Below are 23,461 nucleotides of genomic sequence, written 5' to 3' on the forward strand. Positions count from 1 at the left end.
ATAAAATGCGCGCCCTTTGGCGCGCTTTTTATTTTCCTCTTGCTTTACAGGCACCACGTTTATTTACGCCAAAGATATTCGCGATCGGAATAATCAAACAACCACTGGGGTTGATACACCACCAAAAGCGTCACCGCCATACCATTGAGTAGCGCTTCGGGGAAGGCTAATAGTGGGATTAACATCAGATAGTTATCAATCAACACGCCCCAGTCATAATCCATTGACCACCATAGCCAGAATGCCCAACTGAATTGATGAAAAACCGTCGACAAACCAGCATTAATAAAGGCGCCAACAAAAATAAAAACAAAAATATGCTTAGGGAACAAATGATAACTACGGCTGTAGAGAATAAAAGCGCAGAACAGCGGGATCGCAATCGCAAACAGGCTAAAGGCACCAAACTCGGCGGGCAGCTTTAACACAAAGACACTGAAAAAAGCGCTCGGTAGCAGCAAGGCAACCGTGGCTAAACGCCAACCAAACATCAGTAGGCAAGTGACTATGCCTAAAAAGTGTAAATGCAATCCCACTTGAATACTGGCATTGAGCAGCCACAGGGTGTTCACCGCAATCAAGGTCAGTAACAGTCGCCATTGTAGGCCTTTGTCCTTCAGTACCTGTTGTAACTCTTCCTTGGGCCAGATGGCATAAATCCACAGTCCCAGCAGCAACAGACTCAGGCACTGCAATGGGCTGATATCCCATTCGATTTGTGCAAAACGATTCGCCCAAAAGTCCAACATGAGTAAGGCTCCCTCGGTACAGCGCCATTCGGCGTGCTAAAGCGGTAAAGATAAGCGATATACGAGAGTGAGTATATCGCGAATAAAACCCATAATTGCATGATATTTCGCGGCATATTAAGGTATTCTTCGATAAGTGAATCACCGAAGAGTAATCCCTCATATGCCATTAAGATCGTTAAGTCTGACACTGCTGAGCTGCTTTACCCTACTCGCCTGTAGCAGCGCACCGATAGATCCCGCTGAATTTGCGGGTAAGTTTAAAGATAAGCTCACCACAGATATCCGCGCCGATGGCCTGAAACTCTTTACCTATCAAGCCGGTTTAGCCGAAGACAAATCGAAAAAAGATAATGCTGAGCGCCCCTTCCCCCACGAAGAACGCATGCGCCAAGTCGCCCAAGATCCTAGAGAGCAACGCCGTAGCCGCAAAGAGCAGGCTGACTCACTCGAAATTTGGGGTAAACAAGTCGAACTGGGATTAGATAAAACCTTAGAAATGACAGGATATTGCCGCGAGGGTTATTTCGAGTTGAGTCGAAATATTGAATCGGGACGTGGCGAAATTCGCGGAGAATGCAAAGAAGGCGCCACCGAGGAAGACAAACAAAAATTCGTGCCTTTTTAAAACATTAAGAGGGCGAGATTATCGCCCTCTTAAGCTTGCCATTTATAGACTGAATGCTTCTTAAGCCCCAAATGACCTACCGATGATTCACAATGTTCCTGCAGATTAAACCGCTTCGTTTAAAGGAACGGCACGGTTTTCGAGTAACACAGGGATCCCATCCGTGATTGGATAGGCTAATTTGTCTGCCTTACAAATCAGTTGCTGCGTTGTTTTATCGTATTCCAATTTTCCCTTACACACCGGGCAAGCGACTATGTCTAACAGTTTTTTATCAAACGCCATGGGATTTTCCTTGTTTAGCTGCAGCCACAGAGCGCACACGGCTCAGCAGCTGTTGATCAAATTGTGGCGATAGCTTGGCATCCACAGCCAAATACCACCAGTTTTCTTGTGCAAAATCGCGACATTTAACCGCATCTTTTTCTGTCATCATCAACGGGCGAGATGCCGCAAGCTCGCATAACACGTGTTTATCGTAGGCTTGGTGGTCATCAAAACCATGGGATAACGCGAGTTGAATACCTTGCTGCGTTAACGTCTCAAAAAAACGCGCCGGATGACCAATGCCCGCCATCGCCACCACGGGTTGCGTCGGGTCAAACACGGCCTCAGCTTTGGGATTTACCGGCAACACCGCACTCGGACTCAGCTGCATCTCATACTGATTGACCTGCGCGGGCCCACCATTGACCACCACAAAATCCACTTGATTTAGGCGCCAAGCACCTTCACGTAGTGGCCCTGCGGGAAGTAAATGACGATTCCCTAAACCGCGTTTTCCATCAATCACCACCAGCTCAATGTCACGGCCAAGGGCGTAATGTTGCAAGCCATCGTCACAGATAATCACATCTACGGCAAACTGTGCCAGCAACGCCTTGGCGGTATCGACACGTTTGGCTCCCACCACCATAGGTACGCCGGTGCGTGCCACTATCATGGCAGGCTCATCGCCCACAGCCGCCGCGCTATCCGCTGCGGTAACGACTTTTACCCCTTGGATATCCGCACCATAACCACGGCTGATAACGCCAGGGTTAAACCCCTGTTGCCGTAGCAGTTCAATCAAATAAATGACTGTGGGGGTTTTACCGCTGCCACCAACGGTAATGTTCCCCACCACAATAACGGGTACGGGTAATGAGGTTTGTGATTTGAGCCCCAAGCGAAACAGGCTGCGACGAATCGCGGTGATCAAAGCGAATAGCACAGAAAACGGCAGCAAGAGCCACCGCAATGGGTGACCCTCGTACCAAATTTTATTCACCAGCGCCTGCATTTAGCTACCAAACTGCATTTGGTATAACTTGGCATACATGCCGCCAAGTTCCAGCAGGGATTTATGGGTACCACGCTCAACGATACGGCCTTGATCGACCACTAAAATTTGATCGGCACTTTCAATGGTCGATAAACGGTGGGCAATCACAACCGAGGTACGGTTTTGACGTAGATTATCCAGCCCCTGCTGAATCGCCTTCTCAGATTCGGTATCGAGTGCCGAAGTGGCTTCATCGAGGATCAGCACTGGCGCATCACGCAGCATAGCGCGGGCAATCGCGATACGTTGTCTCTGGCCGCCCGATAATAACACGCCGTTTTCACCCACTTGAGTGTCTAAACCTTCGGGCAGTTGCTCGATAAATTCCATCGCATGGGCCAAGGTCGCCGCTTGGATAATCTGCTCGCGGGTCGCTTCACCGGGATAGGCATAGGCTATGTTGTTGGCAATGGTATCGTTAAACAGGGTCACTTGCTGCGACACTAGCGCCACTTGATTACGTAATGATTTCAATGAGTAATCATAGATGCTGACATCATCGAGCAGAATATCACCAGATTCCAAGCCAGTATAAAAACGCGTTACCAGACTGGCGATAGTGGATTTACCCGAGCCAGAGCGGCCGACTAAGGCCAAGGTTTGCCCTTGGGTGACCTCGAAGTCGATTTTATCTAAGGCGCGGCGCTCCTGCCCATCATAACTGAAGGAAACATGATCAAAACGTAAGTTGCCCTTAGCACGCTTGACGGTATAAGTCCCGGTATCGGATTCAGGCAAAGTGTCTAACAATTCAAAGACCGTGGTACAGGCCGCGATACCTCGCTGAAATTCGGCATTCACACGCGTGAGGTTTTTGATGGGTTGCAGCATGGCCATCATAGCGCCGAGGATGGTCGCGAAGGTACCTGCGGTCAGATCGGCTTTCATGCTATCGAGGCTCGCAGCATACAGCACAAAGGCCAAGGCAAAGGAGCCAATCACCATGATCAGCGGCTGGCTAATCGCCTGCGCCACGGCGAGTTTCATGTTTTGGTGACGGTTTCTGTCATTAATTTTGGCGAAACGCGCCGTTTCGGTTTCTTGTCCACCGAAGGCCAACACGTTTTTATGGCCTTTGATCATCTGCTCGGTCGCGGCACTGACATCGCCCATCGCCGTTTGGATTTGTTTCGATACCTTACGGAAGCGGCGACTGACAATAGTGATCACTAGCCCCATAATCGGGCCAATCACTAAAATGCACAGGGAAAGCTTCCAAGAGTTATAAAACATCAGCGCAAGCATACCGATAACCGTCACCCCATCACGCACGATGGAAATCAAGGCACTTCCCGATGCTCGGGCAATTTGCTCGGTATCGAAGGTCACTTTTGAAATCAAGTTCCCGGTGTTTTCTTTGTCCATGTAGCTCACGGGCAAGCTTAGATAATGCTCAAACACCTGCTGGCGCATATCCATGATCAAACGCGCACTCATGTACGAAATGCCGTAGGTGGAGACAAAGTTCGCAAAACCACGCAGGGAGAACATCAAAATAACCACTATCGGCGCCATTAATAACACTTGGTTATCGGCATGAAAGCCTTGCGTGGTTGGGAGTGCGATACCGTTACTGATCGCCGGTGCACTGGAAAAGCCTTTATCGATAAAAGGACCGATAAAAGAAATAAAGGCCGCGTCGACAAGCCCATATACAATCAGGCCGACAACTGAAAGCAAAAACATGCCCTTCATCGGTTTGAGGTAGCCCAGTAGTCGTTTGAAAACTGTCCACATTTCGTCTTTAGGAGATGCTGTCATTGAAAACACTAAATTATGGCAAAGTGGCCATTCTACTCTGGATTAATCAAGTCACCAAATCTAAACAAGCGGTTATACCAAAATGGCGCCAAATCACGCCGATAGGTCTTCACCTCAAGCCGTCCAGCAGCAAAAGAAACGCTGATCTGCCCTTCTCGCCCCGTCGTTAAATAATGAATATCACGCGCTTGATAGCGCGCAACCACATCGGGCTTGGGGAAACCATAACGGTTATTGAGACCTGCTGGAAACAACACTAATTCAGGAGCGACAGCATCGATAAAGGCAGGGGTTGATGAGGTGCGGCTGCCATGGTGCGGCGCAATGAGCACTTGGCTTTTAAGCTCGGCGCCTGTGAGCGCTTGTTCAATCAGTACCGCTTCGGTTTCCTTTTCAATATCACCACTGAGTAACAAACTGTGCGCGCCATCATCGATACGCAGCACACAGGAGGCGTTATTCCCTCCCTTGGCCGTCTGCGGCGAAATAAAGTTTAACGTTAATTGCTGCCAGTGAATTTGCTGCGGCAAACAAGGTATACCCTCTAAATGAGCCACATCGGTTATCCAGTTTGCCCTTGGATAGGCTTTAGCCAGTACTTCAGCACCACCTGCATGGTCGTTATCGCCATGACTCACAACAATATAATCCACCTGAGCTAAGCCTTTGCTGTTAAGAAACGGGATAATCACCCGTTCGCTATAGCTAAAATCCTCACCAATGGCGGCGCCCGTATCATAGATAAGTGCGCGTTTATCCTGTTCAATCACCACGGCTAATCCCTGCCCCACATCGAGTAGATGCAGTGTCCACTGAGGTGAAGAGGACTCAGTCACCCGAGGAAAAATCACTAATATGAACGGAATAAACAGCAAGGCTAAGGGTAAATGCCAGAGCCCATACCGACTATGATGCGGAAGGTAACGCCACAGTATCAAGGCCAACAGTCCGCACAGACTGGCGCCGAGCAAGGTCTCAGAAACTGAATGCCAATGGGCGGGTAAATCACCACTAAGTTCCAATAACTTGCCATAGGGTAACAGTGTTAAATCAGCCAGATGGAACAACGCAAACCATACTTGACCAAAAAGCGTGCCTAACCACCAGAGGATAAACGCCAGCATAGACAAGGGGATAACAATTAAGCTAAACCACGGCACCACCAGCATATTCATCCACAGACTGTGTACACTAAGGCCGCCGAAAAAAACCGCCTGCACCAGCCCTAATACCAGACTTAAACGCCATTGAATTGACCAAAATTGCGCAAGTCTCCCTCTCGCTTTTGCCCTAAAGGTAGCGTTACCTTCAACGGGCTGAATACGCGGCGCGCTTTCCAAGGTATATAAAATAATCGCCAAGGCGCAAAACGACAGCCAAAAACCAGCACTCAAACAGGCAAGCGGATCGAGCAAAAGCACAATAAAGAGTGCAAACAGTAAACGGTCCCACGCACTCGAGTAGCGTCTTAATAAACTCAGCAGCATGATCAATAAAATCATCACTAACGCGCGTTGGGTCGAAACGGCAAACCCCGCTAAATAGCTATAAAATAAGGCACTACCTCCGGCGAGCAATAGCGCAATCACTAGATTTCGCCTGCTCGGATGCGCCGCGAAGCGGCTTAATAGAAACAGCGTGCATACATAAACCCAAGCGGTGATCACAGATAAATGCAGCCCTGATATCGCCACTAAATGCCCAGTTCCGGTTTGCCTTAATGCCTGCCACTTACTGGCTGGTATGAGTTGCTTATCGCCCAAGATCAGCGCGAGCAAAATATCCCCCTGCGCAAATGTCGACAACTTAGGGGACAATTGGCTAATCAGATGATTTCTTAATGAAAAAAGCGATGTTTCTAACGTTGCATGTAGTACCCTGCCCTTGCCAACAATATGCTGACTAATCAATTGCTTTTGCTCGTTGTAGCCACCTTGATTTAACACACTCGAGATAGTTTTAGGCATCAGCGTAAATGACCAAACTTGCCCCACTTGCACCGCTTCGGGAGATTGCCAAGTGAGTCGCAACTTCGCCCTTGGCCAAAAGATTAAATTTGGTTTATCGACAATAATATCGAAGCTAACCCAGTCGCTGTTTTGACTAACTAGTGATATGATTTCGGCCCTCACTTGAATTGGCTGTTGCGATAAAGGAAGATCCTGCCGAGATAAGACTAAGCAAAACCCTGTAAGCCAACACATCGCGAAAAGCATGCCAGACAAACTCGGCGCTTTTTTGAATAAGATGAGTGCCCCAAGGCAAAGGTAGGGTAAAGAATTGATTGGCAGCAGCGAGGGCCACAACATCGCTGATAATAAGGTGGCACTAAAGCCAAAAATGAATCCATTCATAGTGAATTAAGTTAAGACAGCAATTTCAGCCTATGCCAAAAAAATTAATCAAAAAATATATGCCTAAGCCTGAAACTCTGCGTGAGCACAAACACCTACGCATTTTCGGTCGCTTATTACATAACCCCAATCTGTGGGCGCTTAATCGCCGCTCTGCCCCAGGGGCCTTTGCCATAGGCTTGTTTGTCGCTTGGATCCCAATGCCGTTTCAAATGGTGGTCGCCGCCGCTTTCGCCATCTTGTTTAATGTCAATATTCCCGTCTCTGTCGCATTAGTGTGGATCACCAACCCGCTCACCATGCCGGTAATGTTTTATGGTGCTTATTTATTAGGCGCAAAAATTCTTGGCCATGCGCCGCAGGAGTTTGCCTTTGAAGCCAGCTGGCAATGGATTGAATCCTCATTGGCCACCATTGGCCCTGCATTTTTGCTTGGTTGCTTAGTGTTGGGAGTCATATTTTCCGCCTTGGGATACCTGACGATCAGTAACCTGTGGAAATACTCCATCATGTTTAAATGGCAAAAGCGTAAGACAAAATAATTGCCGAAGCTTTGCTGCACCATCCCGCAGCTCACTCGTATTTGATTTAAGGGCATCTAAGCGCATCTAATCACTTTGATTAGCGCTTAGATGTCTTGTTAGTGATCCAGCTTAGTACATTGGCTTAACTTGTTGCATTGGATCTCGTAGTCAAGCTCACCCAAGATATTGAACAAGTTAACTCCTCTCTGCATGACCTTCTCAGCCCCTGTAACACTTGCCGCTTGCTAAACTTAAATCCTTAAGCTGCCCGCTATCTCGTCTCGAATCTAAGAGCCAATCCGTCACATCTAACAGCAAAATAAACAGCTTTCACCGCAGTAAACTGACTGTTACTCAAAAGGAGATATATACATTCATTTTATTTGCAGCTTAAAATGTCCCCATGTTCACCTTCACCACTGCTCTGTATGCTGAATATTGATGAACCCGCACACCTACAACCCAAAGTGGCCTTGTTTCGCTTAGGTTTTAGACCCTTTTTCCTATTTGCCAGCCTGTTTAGTCTCTTAAGTTTGGGTATATGGGGCGGTTTGCTCTCAGGCAAATCGTTATTACCAAGCACACTCAATCCTCTGTGGTGGCATGGCCATGAGATGATTTTTGGCTTTGTCTGCGCTGTAGTTGCAGGCTTTTTACTGACAGCCGTTCAAAACTGGACGGGACGCCCTGGCATTAAAGGTTTGCCTTTAGCTGGACTATTTTTAGTATGGCTACTGCCTCGTTTGTTGTTCATATTGCCCTTCAACATTCCGCTTGTTGTCATAATGATCATCGATCTGCTGTTTTTACCCTTAACGGCGGTCTTATTAGCCATTTCGGTGATTGAGGTTCGCCAGTGGCGCAACTTTGTGTTTATCCCCATTCTGAGTTTACTCACCGTTTTCAACGGCGTGAGTTACTACGGCTTAATGACTAATCAATTGAATTGGATGAATAACGGACTCTATGCCGCAGTGATATTGGTCGCGGTTATTGTCGCGGTGCTCGGTGGACGGGTGATCCCATTTTTTACTGAACGTGCAACCCAATGGCAAAAGCAAGCCCCGCTCCCTGCGCTAGAGTATTTAAGTTTCGTTAGCCTATTAACCCTAGTGATAAGTCTCTTTTTAACAGAAACATTATTGACCCGCCTCCTTGCAGGTGTTGCAGGCTTAGTACTCTTCATTCGTTGGTCTCGCTGGGGATGGAATGCCAGTTGGCCTGTGCCGCTATTATGGTCGCTGCATTTAAATTACTTATGTATCCCCATAGGTTTAGGGCTAATTGCTGCAGGATTGCCACTTTCCGTTGGCATGCATGCCATTACTGTTGGGGGATTAGGCGGAATGATCCTTGCGATGATGTCACGGGTTTCACTCGGGCATACGGGGCGTACACTGACACCGCCGCGACCAATGGCGCTGGCTTTTGCCTTGATCCTCTGCGCCACAGTGCTGCGCGTCCTCGCGGGCTTACTTAGTACTTGGTTTATCGAACTCATGCTCGCCGCCATTGCGCTGTGGATCTTAGCCTTTGGCTGTTTCTGTTACTGTTATGGACCTATGCTTTGTCGCGTAAGGGCCGATGGGCGCCCAGGCTAAAGCGGCGTCTAAAATCACGGCGCTTTTATTCTGTGGCTCAGCGAGCATTTGTTATCTTGTGAATTGAGTCACAGAGAATCACGCCTCTTTTCCCTACCTAAGGTATTTTTACTGTTACTATCTATAAAAATATTCAGTAGGGAGTACCTATGCCATTTTATCGCCAATACGGTGCCAAGGGCTTAAAAGCCGTTGAGCATCTGGTATTAATCATCATCGCCATTGCGACCGTTGTCGCCATCGGCCAAGAAATTGTTCATGTCTTTAATGTCGGCGCCGTAGCGCTTGCCGATCTACTGTTATTGTTTATTTACCTTGAAGTGCTCGCCATGGTGGCCAACTACGCCGAATCGGGCAAATTACCCGTGCGTATGCCGCTGTACATTGCGATTGTCGCCCTAGCGCGGTACTTAATCTTAGATATGAAGAGCATGGACGACTGGCGCATTGCCGCCATTTCTCTCTCGACTTTGATTTTAGCGGCCACGGTTATCGTTATCCGTTGGGGCCAATTAAAAATGCCCTACCCTAAAAATCAAGAATACGATAATTAATCCTCACGCGCGCCATTGCCAGCCAAAGGCAATGGCGCGATGTTCTTGCCAGTAAAATCCCCACCAAAGACCTCGCTTTCACATTGGTATTCTGCCAAAAAGCAATTATGCTAGTTTTACTGAGATCAATTATTTACGGGGCAATTGAGTTATGGGTGACCATCCAACAGGATTTGAAGAAAAACGTGGGTCGCTTCGCGTGGATATGGAAGCCGAGCGCGTACTCTTACATTGGACAGATAACGACGATGTAAACCATACCGACCAAGGCGTGTGCATCGATTTAGCCCGTCGAGGCATTTTGTTTGATTATAAAAAACCGTTCTCGCTGGGTGACTTAGTCACAGTGACCTTTAATCCTGACACCGATCATGAGAATAGCGTTAAAGGTCAGGTCTGCCGCTGCTCTAAACGTCATGATCAAAGTTATCATGTCGCCATGCAATTGCTTTAATTTCAATCCAGCTACGCAGGGTCGATTGAGCTGTTCTACACTGAATTAGTTGAACTATTCGTACAGGGGACATAGCTATGATATTGCTGGTGGGTGGTGAAAAAGGTGGTAGTGGCAAGAGTTGCCTCGCACAAAATCTGGCGGTGTATATAAAACAGAAATTTGACGCCAATGTGCTGATGGTCGACTGTGACCCACAACGTACCACATCCGATTGGATCCAAGCCCGAAACAACGACCCTAGCCTCCCTGCTATTAACTGTATTCAACTCTACGGCAAAATTCGCAATGATTTGCTCAGTCTCAACGAGCGTTTTGACTATGTGATTGTCGACTGTGGTGGCCAAGATAACCTTGCGATGCGCGCCGCGATGTCGGTGGCCACTTACGTGGTGATCCCCCTAAGACCTAAGCGTCGCGATCTAAAAACCTTGCCCCATATGGAAGACATGCTCAGCACCTGTAAGATGGTTAACCCCAAAATGGTGGCCACCATAGTGCTCACCCAATGTCCCGCGTTGCCCACACAGGTTAAACGTATTTTAGAGGCCAAAGAAGTGGTGCAATCCTTCGGGTTACGCGTGCTTAATTCGGTGACGTTCTGCCGCAATATTTACGATGACAGTGAGGAAAAAGGATCGTCTGTGATGGAAATTGAGCCCGATGGAAAAGCGGCCGACGAAATCCGCGCAATTGTGGATGAGCTGTTCACCTTACCTCCAGAAAATAGTTATGAGCTTAACTGATCTTAAACGTAAGAAACCCAAACAAGTCATCAAGTCGGTTTCTGTTGATGATTTTATTGAAGATGCCAATAACTATGCTCTTGGCAAGGCGAGTATTCTTAACATCCCCACAGTCGAGCCAAAGGGATTAGATAAAAAGTCCGCCAAGATTTACCGCCACGCCACTTTTACCTTAACCGAAACCAGTATTTCCCAGCTCGATGGCCTGGCAAAGGAAACCAAGATTGCTAAATCGCGGCTGCTGCGGATTTTGATTGATGAGTTCAGCCACAGAACGGCTGAGGAACAACTCAAAGTAGTCAATAAAAGTAAGAAAAATGAGGGTTAACTCGACTCTTTATGCATTGATATTAGCGGTTATCGGTGAGTGATAACGGCTTAAGTTTTCTGCAATAAAACTGCCGCGATGCAAACCTCTATAAAATCCCGCTTTAGAGAGATTTAATTGGCCGCAACCTAATACGGCCAATGGTTCTAAACTGGACCGACGCTATATCGACTAAGGTCAGTTCGCCCAAGCTCATATGACCTAGATTGCAATTAGGCTCAACCTCTATTGCCTAAGCTTCGATTAGCTAGGCTTCGATTAGCAAGTGAGTCTTTAAATTATCTAGTGGTGTGAATGATTACACTGCCGGCCCGCAACCAATGTCAAACCTTGCTTCGATTCCAGTATTTTTCCTTTGCCCAGTAATAAGCTAATCAGCTCTTCCGCCTGTAGATTATCGGCGCTGCAAGTGTGGTAACGTGCATTATCACCAAAGGTTTGTGCCATCAAGGCGATAAACTCAGGCTTTAAAAGCGGATTTTCTTGCGCTACCATCAGCGCCATAACGTCATGACCGTGAACAGAATCGGACATAGTCTCTCCAAAAGATGTAAAAAAGATTAAGCTTTATATCCGAACTGTTGAATTTTAACCCTGATCTTGCGCACATACTGCCGATTTCAATGCCTGTGCCGACTGCAATGACGATAAAGTGAGCCACTATGTCCTTGATCTTGCTCCTGACTCAACAGATGTCACTCTACTTAGTGATAGTGTATTTGGTCAGTAAAACGCCACTCTTTAAACTGTTCGCCGAAACCTCCCCCCGCCTACCGCACAAGGTATTTATTTATCTTATCTTTTCAAGCTTTTGCATCATGGCGACTTATTTTGGCGAGCAAACCTCGGGCGCCATTGCCAATACTCGCGCGATGGGCGCCGTATTAGGAGGCTTACTCGGTGGTCCTGTTACGGGATTTTTAGTCGGACTCACGGGTGGTTTACACCGCTACAGCATGGGGGGGTTTACCGATTTAGCCTGCGCCATTTCCACTACCCTCGAAGGTCTGTCTGCGGGCATGATCAGTTTTTACCTGCGCCGCGCGGGCAAGAGCGAGCTTATCTACAATCCACTGTTAGTTTGCCTCGTTACCTTTTACGCCGAAATGATGCAGATGAGCATTATTCTACTGATCGCCCGCCCTTTCGATGATGCCTGGGAATTAGTTCGGCAGATTGCGCCGCCGATGCTCTTGGTTAACTCCATCGGTGCAGCGCTGTTTATGAGCATGATCCGTGACCAAAAAACCATGTTCGATAAGCTTTCCTCCAGCTTCTCGACCAAGGCGCTCAAGATTGCCGAGCGCAGCGTGGGCTTACTCTCCAAGGGCTTTAACGAAGAGAGCAGCGGTAAGGTCGCGCAAATTGTGATCCAAGAAACCAATGTCGGCGCAGTGGCCATTACCGACCGCGAAAAACTCTTGGCTTTTATTGGCATAGGCGCTGACCATCATATTCCCGGCACACCGATTTCCTCAAAAATAACCCTTGAGGCCATTAACCAGAACAAGGTGATGTTCGCCGATGGGGTAGAAATGCCCTATTCCTGCTCGATTTCGAGCCAGTGTAAACTCGGTTCGAGCCTAGTGATCCCACTTCGCAGCGACACTGAAGTCATTGGCACCATCAAGTTATACGAGCCTAAAAATAAACTGTTCTTGAACATTAACCGCACCTTAGGCGAAGGGATAGCGCGGCTATTGTCGAACCAGATCCTCTATGGACGCTTTGAACAGCAGCAAAATTTGCTGACCCAAGCCGAGCTCAAATTGCTGCAAGCTCAAGTGAATCCCCATTTTTTATTCAACGCACTCAATACCATCAGTGCAATTATTAAGCGCGATCCCGATATGTCGAAGCAACTGCTACAGCAGTTATCGCAGTTTTTGCGGATCAATTTAAAGCGTACCACGGGTTTAGTAACACTAGGGGATGAGCTCGATCACATCGCCTCCTATCTCACCATTGAGAAAGCCAGATTTATTGATAAATTACAGGTCAATATCGCTATCCCTGAGTCACTCTATCACTGCAAAGTACCTGCATTTACCCTGCAGCCGATTATTGAAAATGCCGTCAAACACGGCACCTCCCATATGATTGAGCAAGGGCAAATCAAGGTAACAGGCCGGATGGATGAACAGGTATTAGTCTTAGAAGTCACTGATAATGCGGGGCTTTACCAACCGATTATTGGTTCTGAAGGGCTAGGCATGAACTTAGTCCATAAACGGATCCAAAACCTGTTTGGCGAGCAGTATGGCATTCAGGTGGAATGCGAGCCGGATGAGTACACCAAAGTCACCATTCGCTTACCCATAGAACAGACGGAAACTAACACGTGATCACTTGTTTAATTGTCGACGATGAATTGTTTGCCCGCGAGGAACTGGCCGATCTGCTCGGTCAAGAAGCCGATATTGAGATTATTGGCCAATGCTCCAATGCGATTGAGGCGCTGCAAACCATTGCCAAAGAAAAACCTCAATTGATTTTTCTCGACATCCAAATGCCGCGGATTTCCGGCATGGAGTTGATTGCCATGCTCGACCCCGACACTTTGCCGAAAATCGTGTTCGTGACTGCGTTCGATGAGTTTGCAGTCAAAGCCTTTGATAATCATGCCTTTGATTATCTACTCAAACCCATAGATGCCGAGCGTCTCAGTCAAACCTTGAAACGAGTGCGTAAGGATCTTACGCCCCAAGCCGTAAATCTTATCGCCCCATCGACGCTAGAGCATTTGCCCTGTTACAGCGGCAGTAAGTTAAAAGTCATCCCCATTCAAGATGTTGAATATGTATTTAGCGATTTAAGCGGTATTCATGTCGCTTGTACTAAGGGCAAGGTCCACACCCAGCTCACACTGAAGGTGTTAGAGGAAAAAACACCGCTAGTGCGCTGTCATCGCCAATATCTGATTTCACCCAAGGCCATTGCCGAGATAGAACTGCTCGATACCGGCGCCGAAGTCACCACCCTGCTTGGCGACAAAGTGCCCGTATCTCGCCGCTATCTCAAAAGCCTTAAGCAATTGTTTGGCTTCCAATAGTCCGATAATTAACCGCTTATGCTCACCTCCTAACCGCTCGGGGCAGTTAATACTTATGAATGACATACGTATGCAACCGCTCGCCCCATTCTATTACCGCTGAGTCAGCATTATCGACCTCTCACCCAGTTAGCCCTGTTTTGTGTAAACAACTTGTTTACACTCTGCACAACTCAAAATGGGGAGATAACTAAAATGATGTGGTTCCTACTCTGCGTCGGTCTATTGATCGGCGGTTACTTTATCTACGGTACCTTTGTTGAAAAGGTATTTGGTATCAACGAAAAACGTCAAACACCGGCTTTTAGCCAAACTGACGGCGTAGACTATGTGCCTATGTCGAAAGGCAAAGTGTACTTAATCCAATTATTGAATATCGCGGGTGTGGGTCCAATCTTCGGCCCAATCCTTGGTGCGCTTTACGGTCCAGCAGCCATGCTGTGGATTGTGATCGGTTGTATTTTTGCCGGTGCGGTGCACGATTACTTCTCGGGTATGCTGTCGGTCCGTAACGGCGGCCAATCTGTGCCTAACCTTGCGGGTAAATACTTAGGTAAGAGTGCCAAACACTTTATGAACGTGTTTGCCATCATCCTACTGTTACTTGTGGGTGTGGTGTTTATCTCTGCACCTGCGGGTCTGTTAGGCAAGCTAACGGGTTGGGATGTCAGCATTTTCGTTGCGATTATCTTCATTTACTACCTGATTGCTACAGTGGTACCTGTCGATAAAATTATCGGCCGCCTGTATCCCTTCTTTGGCGCGCTGCTGTTCTTTATGTCCTTTGGTTTAGCCTTTGCGATCATATTATCGAGCGAACATACACTGCTGCCTAATGTGCAAGCGGGTGACTTCTTCCAAAACTTAAACCCTAAAGACATGCCACTGTGGCCCGCACTGTTTATCACCATTGCTTGTGGTGCGATTTCAGGCTTCCACGCGACACAATCGCCGCTGATGGCACGTTGTGTTGAAAACGAAAAGAACGGCCGTTTCGTGTTCTTTGGCGCCATGATCGGTGAAGGTATCATCGCCCTACTCTGGTGTGCGATTGCACTGTCTTACTTCCACGGTGTTGAAGGATTAAGCACAGGCATGGCGGGCAACCCTGCAAACGTAGTTTACGAAGCCTCTACCGGTCTATTAGGTGCTGTAGGTGGCTTTATGGCCATCCTTGGGGTCATCATTCTGCCTATTACGTCAGGCGACACCGCTTTCCGCTCTGCCCGTTTGATCTTGGCTGAGTTCTTTAAAATGCCACAGGTTGCCCTACCAAAACGTTTAGTCTTGGCCATCCCATTGTTTGTGATTGGTGGTTTATTGACTCAAGTCGACTTCGGCGTGATCTGGCGCTACTTCGGTGTGGCTAACCAAGCGACCGCAGTATTAATGCTCTGGACAGCCTCTGCTTACCTACTACGTCACAATAAACTGCACTGGATCACCACTATTCCAGCGATGTTTATGACTACCGTGGTTATCACTTTCCTGCTCAATTCAGCAACCTTAGGCGCAGGTTTGCCTATGACCCTGTCGACCATCGCAGGAAGCATTTCAACCTTAGTTATCACTGCGTTATTGATTGTGAAAACCAAAGGAAAAGGCGAAGTCGATAGCGAAGGCGAATTACCGGATGAAGCCTAATTTCTAGCAAAACCACTAGAAATATCGCGACTCAAATTGAACGGACACTCATCAGTGTCCGTTTTTTTATCCATCGCCTTAAGCCTAAGCCCATAATGCTGGTATAATCCCGCCATTGTTCACGGCAGTTTATTCAAGATGACTCAATCAAATAACCCATTACACGGCATCACACTCGAAGCCATAGTCACCCAACTGGTGGAACACTATGGTTGGGAAGAACTCGGCGCGCGCATCAAAATCCGTTGTTTTACCGAAGATCCGAGTATCAAATCGAGTCTGCGCTTTCTAAGAAAAACCGACTGGGCGCGGGAAAAAGTGGAATATTTGTATTTAAAAACCAATAAACTACCACTGCCAGGCGCAAAATCATCTAACGCTCCGGCGAAAGCAGCGGCCAAGAAGCCTGCAAAACCCGCACAAAAACCTGCTCAGACGAATGCAGCCGCATCGACAACTGCAACGGATGGCCAGATCAATAGCCATATCTGGGGCAAGCGCGACTAATTTCGCGAGAATATTCAAAAGCGCATTCACAAGAACAGACAAAAATGCGCGGGATAATTCACTCGATTATCCCGCGCATTATTTTTTAAGTGGTTTAACAGCCGGATTAACGTTTAAGCCTTAGCTATCGGCTACTTTGTCTGCGGATAAGTCACACGGTAAATCGCCCCCGCATAATCATCCGATACGAGTAAACTGCCATCGGCCAATTCGGCAAACGCCACTGGGCGACCGAAGGTTTGTTCATCCTGCATAAAGCCAGTTAAAAACGGGGTGTATTTCACCACCTTGCCTTGCTCAATCGTTGCCACGGCCACTTTATAACCCGCTTTCTTAGTGCGATTCCACGAACCATGCTCGGCCACAAATAACTGCTGTTGATAGTCGCTAGGGAACTGTTTACCCAAATAAAAATGAATGCCGAGCGGCGCAACATGCGCCCCTAGGGAGAGTGCCGGTGCAGTGTATTTGGCAGGATCTTTACCTTGGCCAAACTCAGGGTCAAGAATCGTACCTGCATGCACATAAGGAAAGCCAAAATGTTCACCCAAGTAACTGACCTTATTGATTTCGCAGGGAGGAATATCATCGCCCATCATGTCGCGGCCATTATCGCTAAACCAAAGGGTTTGAGTGCCAGGCTGAAAATCAAACCCGACGGAATTACGAACCCCTTGGGCAATCGTCGTTAATTTTTTGGTCTCAAGATTAAGCGAGAAAATGCGCCCATAGCGTTCATTCTCCGCGCACACATTGCAGGGCACGCCCACCGGAATGATTAACTCGCCTGTCGGTGAAACCCCTAACACTTTCCAACCATGGTGGGTTTCACTTGGAAAGCCATCGAAGACCACCTCAAATTTGGGTGAGTTTAAGTTGTTGTCTATATCCTTGAATCGAATGATGCGCTCGACTTCGGAGACATACAGATCGCCATCTTTGATGACCACACCTGAAGGTAGCTTAAGTCCTGAGGCAACGAGGATTTTCTCATCGGCAACGCCGTCTTGGTTACGGTCGATTAGGGCATAAACATTCCCCGCCTTCATTGAGCCCGCATAGACGATGCCCTTATCGGATACGGCAATTTCGCGCGCATTTTCAACATCATCAGCGAATAGGCTTACGTTAAAACCTTCGGCAACCGTCAGTTTATCTAAGATATTCTTGGCTATTGCTGGCGTAGAAATACCACTCAAGACACTGAGAGATAAGAGAGAAACCGCCTTAAAACTGGCTGTTGTGAGTAGTACGGCGCGTTTTTTATGATCCATTGACTCGCATCCTAGTAGGGTAAAATTATTGTCGTACAATTAATTGGCCTACGTTACCTTAGATATTCCGTATTACCAAATCCCCTGACTTAGCATGTCAATCCAACAAGGAAGTTTCCGTAACAAATAACTCACTGCCAATTTGCCCTTTCTCAATCGCACATACCGCGTCCTTTGCAAAATAAGGGTAAAAATCTGCTTGAGTTTTTTATCCATCAGCCGATAACTTGATAAAGCACACGTGTCACTCACATTGGTTACGCTATTGAACATAGTTGAGCGACCACATTGAAGTACTAAAGGAATCTATCGTGAACATTAATGGATTAAATACTACCGCAAACAGCGGCGCCTTTAAGTCGGTATCTACGGCATATGTTTCAATTCCACCCGTCACTTCCCCAGCCGATACGGCGGCGAGCACAGAGTCTCAGTCAGACACACAATCCAGCGTGAATATTTCAAATGCGGGAAGGCAAGCGCTTGCCAACGATCTTAGTGCAACCTTAAGAACTGCATTCGCCGACAAACTGCAGCAGTCACAAAGTAAGGAAACGGAAGAGAAACCCACATCGATTATTGATGAGCAAATTAAGCGTATCAAAGAACAAATCAAAGACTTGCAAGAAAAACTCACTAAGCTGAAGGGTGATAACTCAGAAGCTGCGGCTCAACAGCGCAAGCTGTTACAGGATCAAATTATGCAGCTTAGCGGTCAAATGACTAGTTTGATGGAGCAAAAAGTGCGAGAAGCCAAGAAATCGGCAGGTTAATCTCGAAATGAACCACTAACGACTACTCATAAATATCGCGTCTAACGCTTGATTTGAATAGCAAACTAAATAGGGAAACTAAATAATAAACGCCAGATATTTAATCCATCACCGGTTCGATAACTGATCCCAATTCTATCTATGCCGAGGAGTTCACCACCCAAAGGCTTAGCAAAGGCGAGTGTCGCGCCAAATTCGTAGCTGCCGGAAACAATGGTTTCATCTTCAGCATTTTGGCTAAAATCCAGCTCGTTGAAATACCAATAGCCAACCGCAAAGACTCTCGGCTGCATCTGAATATTCAACCATTGCCAGCGGGGTGAAAGGCCAATATCGACCCCGGTTTGCAATACCGCAAATTGGTCGGTTAATTTCCCTACCCGCTCACTGTAGCCCGCAAACCTTAACCTCGACACCCAAACGCTGTCTTCACCCGCGAGGCTGAAATCATATAAGCTACTCACGCCCGAGGCTAAAATCGCCACGTTTGCATCGGTATCGAAATTCGTCCCAAACCCCACATCCAGATAGGCTTCCATCCGCGTGTTTACCGTTGCTTGCCAGTGGTGTTCGATGCCGGGTGTCATGGTCATAGTGCCGACCGAGGAAGGCAATTCACCATCGGTAATATCTTTGGCTAAGTAGTCAAAAAAACCGAAGGACAAGGGTAGACGCAGCCAAGTTTGACTACTTTCGTCCTTTAAGAAATCAAAGCTTAAGGGAATGCTCACCACAGTGGCATTTTGATCGGCGGCCCGATACACACCCGTGCCAAGATAACTGCCAAAGGCATAAACAGAGTTGGGATTATTTTGGCCATCAATCGGCGATTCGGGGCTCATTTGAGCAAACGACGGAGATAGCTGCGCAGCCTGCGGTTGGGTGTGGCTTGCAATGGGAGCGGTCGACGCCAACAGTGGGAAGACGCACCCCATTGATAGCGCCGAACAGGAAAAGCATTTAACGAGTAACCGGCTAAAAATGGTCTTCAATTTATGCAAACAGATCCTGATTTGCTAAGCCTAATCGGTTATCGCTTTGGTTAAAGATTACTCTTCATCCGTAAAATGATACTCAGACATCATATGCCCAAGTTCGGTGGATTTAGTCTTTAAGTAAGCTTCATTGTAGCGGTTTTTACCGACTTGCAGGGGAACACGTTCAACCACTTCGATGCCGATTTCTTTCATCGCTTTGACTTTGCGAGGGTTATTGGTCATTAAGCGTACATGCTTCACGCCAATTTGTTCAAGCATAGGTTGGATCATATCGTATTTACGCATGTCCGCCGGGAAACCTAATTGCTCATTCGCCTCAACCGTATTGGCACCTTTATCCTGCAATTCATAGGCACGGATCTTATTCAGTAGACCAATACCGCGGCCTTCTTGGCGCAAATATAAGATAAATCCACTGCCGGTTTCGGCAATGTTTTGCATCGCAGTTTGTAGCTGGAAGCCACAGTCACAGCGTAAGCTAAACAAGGCATCGCCCGTAAGACACTCAGAGTGAATACGGCCTAATACGGGGGCATCGCTACTTAGGGTGCCAAACGTGAGGGCAACATGCTCTTTACCGGTTTCGGTATCTTCAAAACCGTGCATGGCAAAAACGCCCCAAGGAGTGGGTAATTTTGACGTCGCGACATATTTTATCGACATGACTTAACCTTAACGACTACTCTCATTCCATGAGACGGAAGGAACATCCATAAACAAAACGATGATTGGGCTCTTCGCCTACTGAGCGCCTATTCTAAAGCGTTTTCCATAATCACGAAATACTTTAGTAATTTAATCAACTATAAATCGAAACCTGCGGCGCTATCACGGGTATAGCTCAATCTGTCGAACCACCATTCAAGGCGCTGCAAAATAGGCATGTGCCTTATTTTGCAACTCAATGAATAACTTGCCAATAAAACTTAAAACTTTGCTGGAGCAAAACCTGTGACTTCGGTTAAGCCCATTTCGCGTCCTAATGCCGTCATAGGATGCACAACCACTAGGCCTTTGACTGACTTTTTCAGTTGACCCATGTCGGCTTGCTCAGCTTTGGTGAGGGCGCGATGGAATGGCAAGTGTTGAATATCTGTACCTTGCTTTTGTAAAAGGCGCGACTGCTGCGTTTTTACACTATTGATTTGCTTAGTGACCGCCGCAATCTCGCGTTTAAATTGCGCCACAATAACGGCATCGCCACGTTGCTCTGCTGCCGCCAGTTTACGACGAAACTTATCTAACTTATCGTTAAGCTGCTGCAGTTCTTGCTTTAAATTCATCATTTTACCTTAAATTACTTAAGTGAATCCCAGTCGATATTTGCACCATTTAGGGCCTGAATGTCTGGGTCACTGTGTCAAGGTGTGGGATTATAACAGCAAGTTAGCGATCCTCGTTACCGCTTTTATAAGAAACGGATCACCTGATTGCTGCTGCCACGGTATGGCAAACTCGGATCGGCAAGGCTCTGCTCGAATTTACCATCCACCAGCACGTCCACATATTCCAGTACCGCCCGCTGCTTATCCGTTAGCGCATCCCAGGTATAACCCGTCCACAGCCAAATATCTTTACCTGGACATTCGGTTTTCACCCGCTTCACTAACGCGAGTATCCCCTCAAGGTTGGCGGGTAAGAGTGGATCGCCCCCAGAGAGTGACAAGCCGCGGCGCACAATGCGCTCATCCTGTAGATCGGCAATAAGCGTATCTTCCATTGCCTTATCAAACAAATGGCCTGAGCGCACATCCCAAGTACTTTGATTATAGCAACCTCGGCATTGGTGCTCACAACCTGACACAAATAGGGTGACCCGAGTACCGGGGCCGTTCACCACGTCAACGGGATAATATTGGTGATAGTTCATTGCTGCGTCCGCGCTAAAGCCCAATATGGTTAGGGGCTAAAGATCAAAGCACAGTCGCCACCAGTGCGACTGTGCCAGTGTAACAAAACAAACAAGGCAAAAGTGTTACAAGTGTTTGATCCTGCGTTTCACTTCTTCTTGCTTGCCATGGTTGAATGGTCTGGCATCGGGGCTACCTAAGTAACCGCATACCCGACGCGTCACAGATACCCTGCTTGGCTCATGGTTGCCACATTTAGGACAAGTAAAGCCTTTACTGGTACAACTAAACTCACCGGTAAAACCGCAGTCGTAGCATTCATCAATCGGCGTGTTAGTGCCGTAGTAAGGCACGCGGCTATAGCTGTAATCCCACACATTTTCGAGCGCTTCGATATTGTGCTGCATATTGGGGTATTCGCCGTAGCAAATAAAGCCACCATTGGCAATAGCAGGATATGGCTGCTCAAAATCAATTTTATCGTAGGGATTCACCCGCTTTTCCACATCCAAGTGGAAGCTATTGGTGTAATAGCCCTTATCGGTTACGCCCGCAACCACGCCGAATTGGCGCGCATCGAGTTTGCAGAAACGGCTGCAGAGGCTCTCACTCGGGGTGCTATAAAGACTAAAGCCATAACCGGTTTCGGCCTTCCATGCATCGGTAGCCGCTTTAAGGTGTGCGACAATCGCCACCGCTTTTTCACGCAGCTTGGCATCATCAAACACATGGGTTTCAGTGCCATAGAGCGCATTGATGGTTTCATGTAAACCGATATAGCCTAATGAAATCGATGCCCGACCATTTTTAAAGATTTGGGCGATATCATCATCGGCGCGCAGGCGCACACCACAGGCGCCTTCCATATACAGAATCGGCGCAACTCTGGCTTTAACGCCATTTAAGCGTTCGATGCGGGTGTCTAATGCGCGGCGGGCGAGCAGTAAACGCTCATCTAAAATGCGATAGAATTCAGCCTCATCGCCATTAGCCTCGAGGGCCACTCGGGGCAAGTTTAAGCTGACTACCCCAAGGTTATTGCGCCCTTCATGGACCAGTTCGCCATTTTCTTTGTAGGAGCCTAAAAAGCTGCGACAGCCCATTGGGGTTTTAAATGATCCCGTGACCTTTTCCACTTGCTCGTAGTTCAAAATATCCGGATACATGCGCATGCTGGCGCATTTTAGGGCCATTTGTTTGACATCGTAGTTGCAGTCACCGGCCTTGTGGTTAATGCCATCACGAATCGCAAACACCAGTTTAGGGAACACGGCAGTCTTACGATTTTTACCTAGGCCCGTCATACGTACTTTCAACATGGATTGCTGAATTAAACGCGACTCCCACGAGGTACCAAGACCAAAACCAAAGGTCACAAAGGGCGTTTGCCCATTGGCGGTATGTAAGGTATTCACTTCATATTCAAGGGATTGAAAAGCATCATGGCATTCTTTTTCGGTGAGCGCCGTCGCATAGGCCTTGGCATCTTTAATCTGCCAGTTGAGCGCCACTTGGTAGTGCTTGTCATAGCTCTTCGCCACAAAAGGCGCGAGCACTTCATCGATACGGTTAATCGTAGTGCCGCCATAAATATGGCTCGCCACTTGGGCAATAATCTGCGCCGTTACCGCCGTAGCGGTGGAGATGGATTTTGGGGTCTCAATTTCGGCGTTGCCCATCTTAAAACCGTGGGTCAACATGCCTGCCAAATCAATCAACATGCAGTTAAACATCGGGAAAAACGGCGAATAATCGAGGTCGTGATAATGGATCTCGCCAAGTTCATGGGCGGCCACTACATCCTTAGGCAGAATATGGCTCTTGGCGTAATGTTTCGCAACAATACCCGCGAGCAGATCCCGCTGGGTTGGGATCACTTTAGAGTCTTTATTGGCGTTTTCATTTAACAGCGCCGCATTGCTCTGCTCGACTAAACCACGGATTTCGAGATTGAGTTTACTGGTCGCATCGCGACAAATATCTCTGTCGTGGCGATACTCGATATAAACCCGCGCCAAGGATTTGTAAGGACCTTCCATCAAGAGATTTTCAACTGCGTCCTGTAAATGGTGGATCTCGACTTCTGCCAGATTCGCCACTCGCTCCCTCACACAGGCGGCAACCGTCGCGGCATAGTCAGCATCCTCTATCCCAACCGAGTTTGCAGCCGCTATCACTGCATCTCTTATCCTTGTTTCATCAAAAGGTGTGCGGCAACCATCCCGCTTGATCACGACTGGCATTGTTCAGTTCCTCTCCATTCCGATTAAAATTAACACTACATATAGTGTTCAGATAATCAATAAACACAATATCTAGGCAATTAAGCGGCATTAACAC

24 protein-coding genes are annotated in these 23,461 nt (G+C 47.6%); 12 read left to right on the top strand and 12 right to left on the bottom strand.

What is annotated here, in order from left to right; all coding sequences use genetic code 11:
• Positions 1–59: 59 nt before the first annotated feature.
• The gene (locus N5E87_RS13180) at positions 60–749 is read right to left on the bottom strand and encodes an energy-coupling factor ABC transporter permease (RefSeq protein WP_086902605.1); all 690 of its coding nucleotides are present in this window, start codon (positions 747–749) and stop codon (positions 60–62) included.
• A gap of 163 nt (positions 750–912) precedes the next feature.
• Between N5E87_RS13180 and N5E87_RS13185 the strand changes: the two genes are divergently transcribed.
• Positions 913–1,377, top strand: coding sequence for a hypothetical protein (locus tag N5E87_RS13185; protein ID WP_086902604.1), 465 nt, complete (start codon positions 913–915; stop codon positions 1,375–1,377).
• Positions 1,378–1,482: 105 nt separating this feature from the next.
• On the opposite strand, the gene N5E87_RS13190 is transcribed toward N5E87_RS13185, so the two are convergent.
• Genes N5E87_RS13190 through N5E87_RS13205 form a run of 4 tightly spaced genes read right to left on the bottom strand, consistent with a single transcriptional unit; the run spans position 1,483 to position 6,816 of the window.
• Complete coding sequence (locus tag N5E87_RS13190; RefSeq protein WP_011623174.1) at positions 1,483–1,662, bottom strand: Trm112 family protein; 180 nt, start codon at positions 1,660–1,662, stop codon at positions 1,483–1,485.
• Positions 1,652–2,659, bottom strand: a complete 1,008-nt coding sequence (gene lpxK / locus N5E87_RS13195) for a tetraacyldisaccharide 4'-kinase (RefSeq protein WP_086902603.1) — start codon at positions 2,657–2,659, stop codon at positions 1,652–1,654. The genes N5E87_RS13190 and lpxK overlap by 11 nt, the downstream gene beginning before the upstream one ends.
• Positions 2,660–4,462 carry a lipid A export permease/ATP-binding protein MsbA gene (gene msbA, locus N5E87_RS13200; protein WP_086902602.1) on the bottom strand — a complete coding sequence of 601 codons (1,803 nt, stop codon included), beginning with the start codon at positions 4,460–4,462 and terminating at the stop codon, positions 2,660–2,662. It abuts the gene before it with no gap.
• Positions 4,463–4,494: 32 nt separating this feature from the next.
• A complete protein-coding gene (locus N5E87_RS13205; protein WP_086902601.1) occupies positions 4,495–6,816 on the bottom strand; it encodes a DNA internalization-related competence protein ComEC/Rec2 in 2,322 nt (773 codons plus the stop codon).
• A gap of 32 nt (positions 6,817–6,848) precedes the next feature.
• Between N5E87_RS13205 and N5E87_RS13210 the strand changes: the two genes are divergently transcribed.
• The 6 genes from N5E87_RS13210 (at position 6,849) to N5E87_RS13235 (ending at position 11,023) form a co-directional block, all read left to right on the top strand.
• Positions 6,849–7,358 carry a DUF2062 domain-containing protein gene (locus tag N5E87_RS13210; RefSeq protein ID WP_011717486.1) on the top strand — a complete coding sequence of 170 codons (510 nt, stop codon included), beginning with the start codon at positions 6,849–6,851 and terminating at the stop codon, positions 7,356–7,358.
• A gap of 410 nt (positions 7,359–7,768) precedes the next feature.
• Positions 7,769–8,941, top strand: a complete 1,173-nt coding sequence (locus N5E87_RS13215) for an NnrS family protein (protein ID WP_086902633.1) — start codon at positions 7,769–7,771, stop codon at positions 8,939–8,941.
• A gap of 149 nt (positions 8,942–9,090) precedes the next feature.
• A complete protein-coding gene (locus N5E87_RS13220) occupies positions 9,091–9,495 on the top strand; it encodes a phosphate-starvation-inducible PsiE family protein (protein ID WP_011623180.1) in 405 nt (134 codons plus the stop codon).
• 151 nt (positions 9,496–9,646) lie between these two features.
• Complete coding sequence (locus N5E87_RS13225; protein WP_011717488.1) at positions 9,647–9,949, top strand: PilZ domain-containing protein; 303 nt, start codon at positions 9,647–9,649, stop codon at positions 9,947–9,949.
• Positions 9,950–10,026: 77 nt separating this feature from the next.
• Positions 10,027–10,695 carry an AAA family ATPase gene (locus tag N5E87_RS13230; RefSeq protein ID WP_086902600.1) on the top strand — a complete coding sequence of 223 codons (669 nt, stop codon included), beginning with the start codon at positions 10,027–10,029 and terminating at the stop codon, positions 10,693–10,695.
• On the top strand, positions 10,682–11,023 hold the full coding sequence (locus tag N5E87_RS13235) for a hypothetical protein (RefSeq protein WP_011717490.1): 342 nt from the start codon (positions 10,682–10,684) through the stop codon (positions 11,021–11,023). Before N5E87_RS13230 ends, N5E87_RS13235 begins: the two co-directional genes overlap by 14 nt.
• Positions 11,024–11,305: 282 nt before the next feature.
• Here the strand turns inward: N5E87_RS13235 and N5E87_RS13240 are convergent, their stop codons facing one another.
• Positions 11,306–11,557 carry a YecH family metal-binding protein gene (locus N5E87_RS13240; protein ID WP_086902599.1) on the bottom strand — a complete coding sequence of 84 codons (252 nt, stop codon included), beginning with the start codon at positions 11,555–11,557 and terminating at the stop codon, positions 11,306–11,308.
• 128 nt (positions 11,558–11,685) lie between these two features.
• On the opposite strand from N5E87_RS13240, the gene N5E87_RS13245 reads away from it, so the two are divergent.
• The 4 genes from N5E87_RS13245 (at position 11,686) to N5E87_RS13260 (ending at position 16,226) form a co-directional block, all read left to right on the top strand.
• Complete coding sequence (locus N5E87_RS13245; protein WP_086902598.1) at positions 11,686–13,368, top strand: sensor histidine kinase; 1,683 nt, start codon at positions 11,686–11,688, stop codon at positions 13,366–13,368.
• Positions 13,365–14,075 carry a two-component system response regulator BtsR gene (gene btsR / locus N5E87_RS13250; RefSeq protein WP_011717493.1) on the top strand — a complete coding sequence of 237 codons (711 nt, stop codon included), beginning with the start codon at positions 13,365–13,367 and terminating at the stop codon, positions 14,073–14,075. The genes N5E87_RS13245 and btsR overlap by 4 nt, the downstream gene beginning before the upstream one ends.
• 195 nt (positions 14,076–14,270) lie before the next feature.
• Positions 14,271–15,719, top strand: coding sequence for a carbon starvation protein A (locus tag N5E87_RS13255; RefSeq protein ID WP_086902597.1), 1,449 nt, complete (start codon positions 14,271–14,273; stop codon positions 15,717–15,719).
• 138 nt (positions 15,720–15,857) lie between these two features.
• Complete coding sequence (locus N5E87_RS13260) at positions 15,858–16,226, top strand: VF530 family protein (RefSeq protein ID WP_011717495.1); 369 nt, start codon at positions 15,858–15,860, stop codon at positions 16,224–16,226.
• A gap of 131 nt (positions 16,227–16,357) precedes the next feature.
• Here the strand turns inward: N5E87_RS13260 and N5E87_RS13265 are convergent, their stop codons facing one another.
• A complete protein-coding gene (locus N5E87_RS13265) occupies positions 16,358–17,500 on the bottom strand; it encodes a PQQ-dependent sugar dehydrogenase (protein ID WP_086902596.1) in 1,143 nt (380 codons plus the stop codon).
• 311 nt (positions 17,501–17,811) lie between these two features.
• Between N5E87_RS13265 and N5E87_RS13270 the strand changes: the two genes are divergently transcribed.
• Complete coding sequence (locus N5E87_RS13270) at positions 17,812–18,273, top strand: hypothetical protein (protein ID WP_086902595.1); 462 nt, start codon at positions 17,812–17,814, stop codon at positions 18,271–18,273.
• Between the two features lie 65 nt (positions 18,274–18,338).
• On the opposite strand, the gene N5E87_RS13275 is transcribed toward N5E87_RS13270, so the two are convergent.
• The 5 genes from N5E87_RS13275 to nrdD form a co-directional block, all read right to left on the bottom strand.
• Positions 18,339–19,208, bottom strand: coding sequence for a hypothetical protein (locus tag N5E87_RS13275; protein WP_249555771.1), 870 nt, complete (start codon positions 19,206–19,208; stop codon positions 18,339–18,341).
• A 114-nt stretch (positions 19,209–19,322) separates the two neighbouring features.
• Positions 19,323–19,934, bottom strand: a complete 612-nt coding sequence (gene ribA, locus N5E87_RS13280; RefSeq protein ID WP_023267813.1) for a GTP cyclohydrolase II — start codon at positions 19,932–19,934, stop codon at positions 19,323–19,325.
• 263 nt (positions 19,935–20,197) lie between these two features.
• Positions 20,198–20,554, bottom strand: a complete 357-nt coding sequence (locus tag N5E87_RS13285) for a YibL family ribosome-associated protein (RefSeq protein WP_011717500.1) — start codon at positions 20,552–20,554, stop codon at positions 20,198–20,200.
• 125 nt (positions 20,555–20,679) lie between these two features.
• On the bottom strand, positions 20,680–21,141 hold the full coding sequence (gene nrdG, locus N5E87_RS13290; protein ID WP_086902593.1) for an anaerobic ribonucleoside-triphosphate reductase-activating protein: 462 nt from the start codon (positions 21,139–21,141) through the stop codon (positions 20,680–20,682).
• Between the two features lie 105 nt (positions 21,142–21,246).
• Positions 21,247–23,364 (bottom strand): anaerobic ribonucleoside-triphosphate reductase, encoded by a 2,118-nt coding sequence (gene nrdD, locus N5E87_RS13295; protein WP_086902592.1) that lies wholly within the window; start codon positions 23,362–23,364, stop codon positions 21,247–21,249.
• Positions 23,365–23,461 lie beyond the last annotated feature (97 nt).

The organism is Shewanella sp. GD03713 (assembly GCF_029843705.1).
Classification (GTDB): Bacteria; Pseudomonadota; Gammaproteobacteria; order Enterobacterales; family Shewanellaceae; genus Shewanella.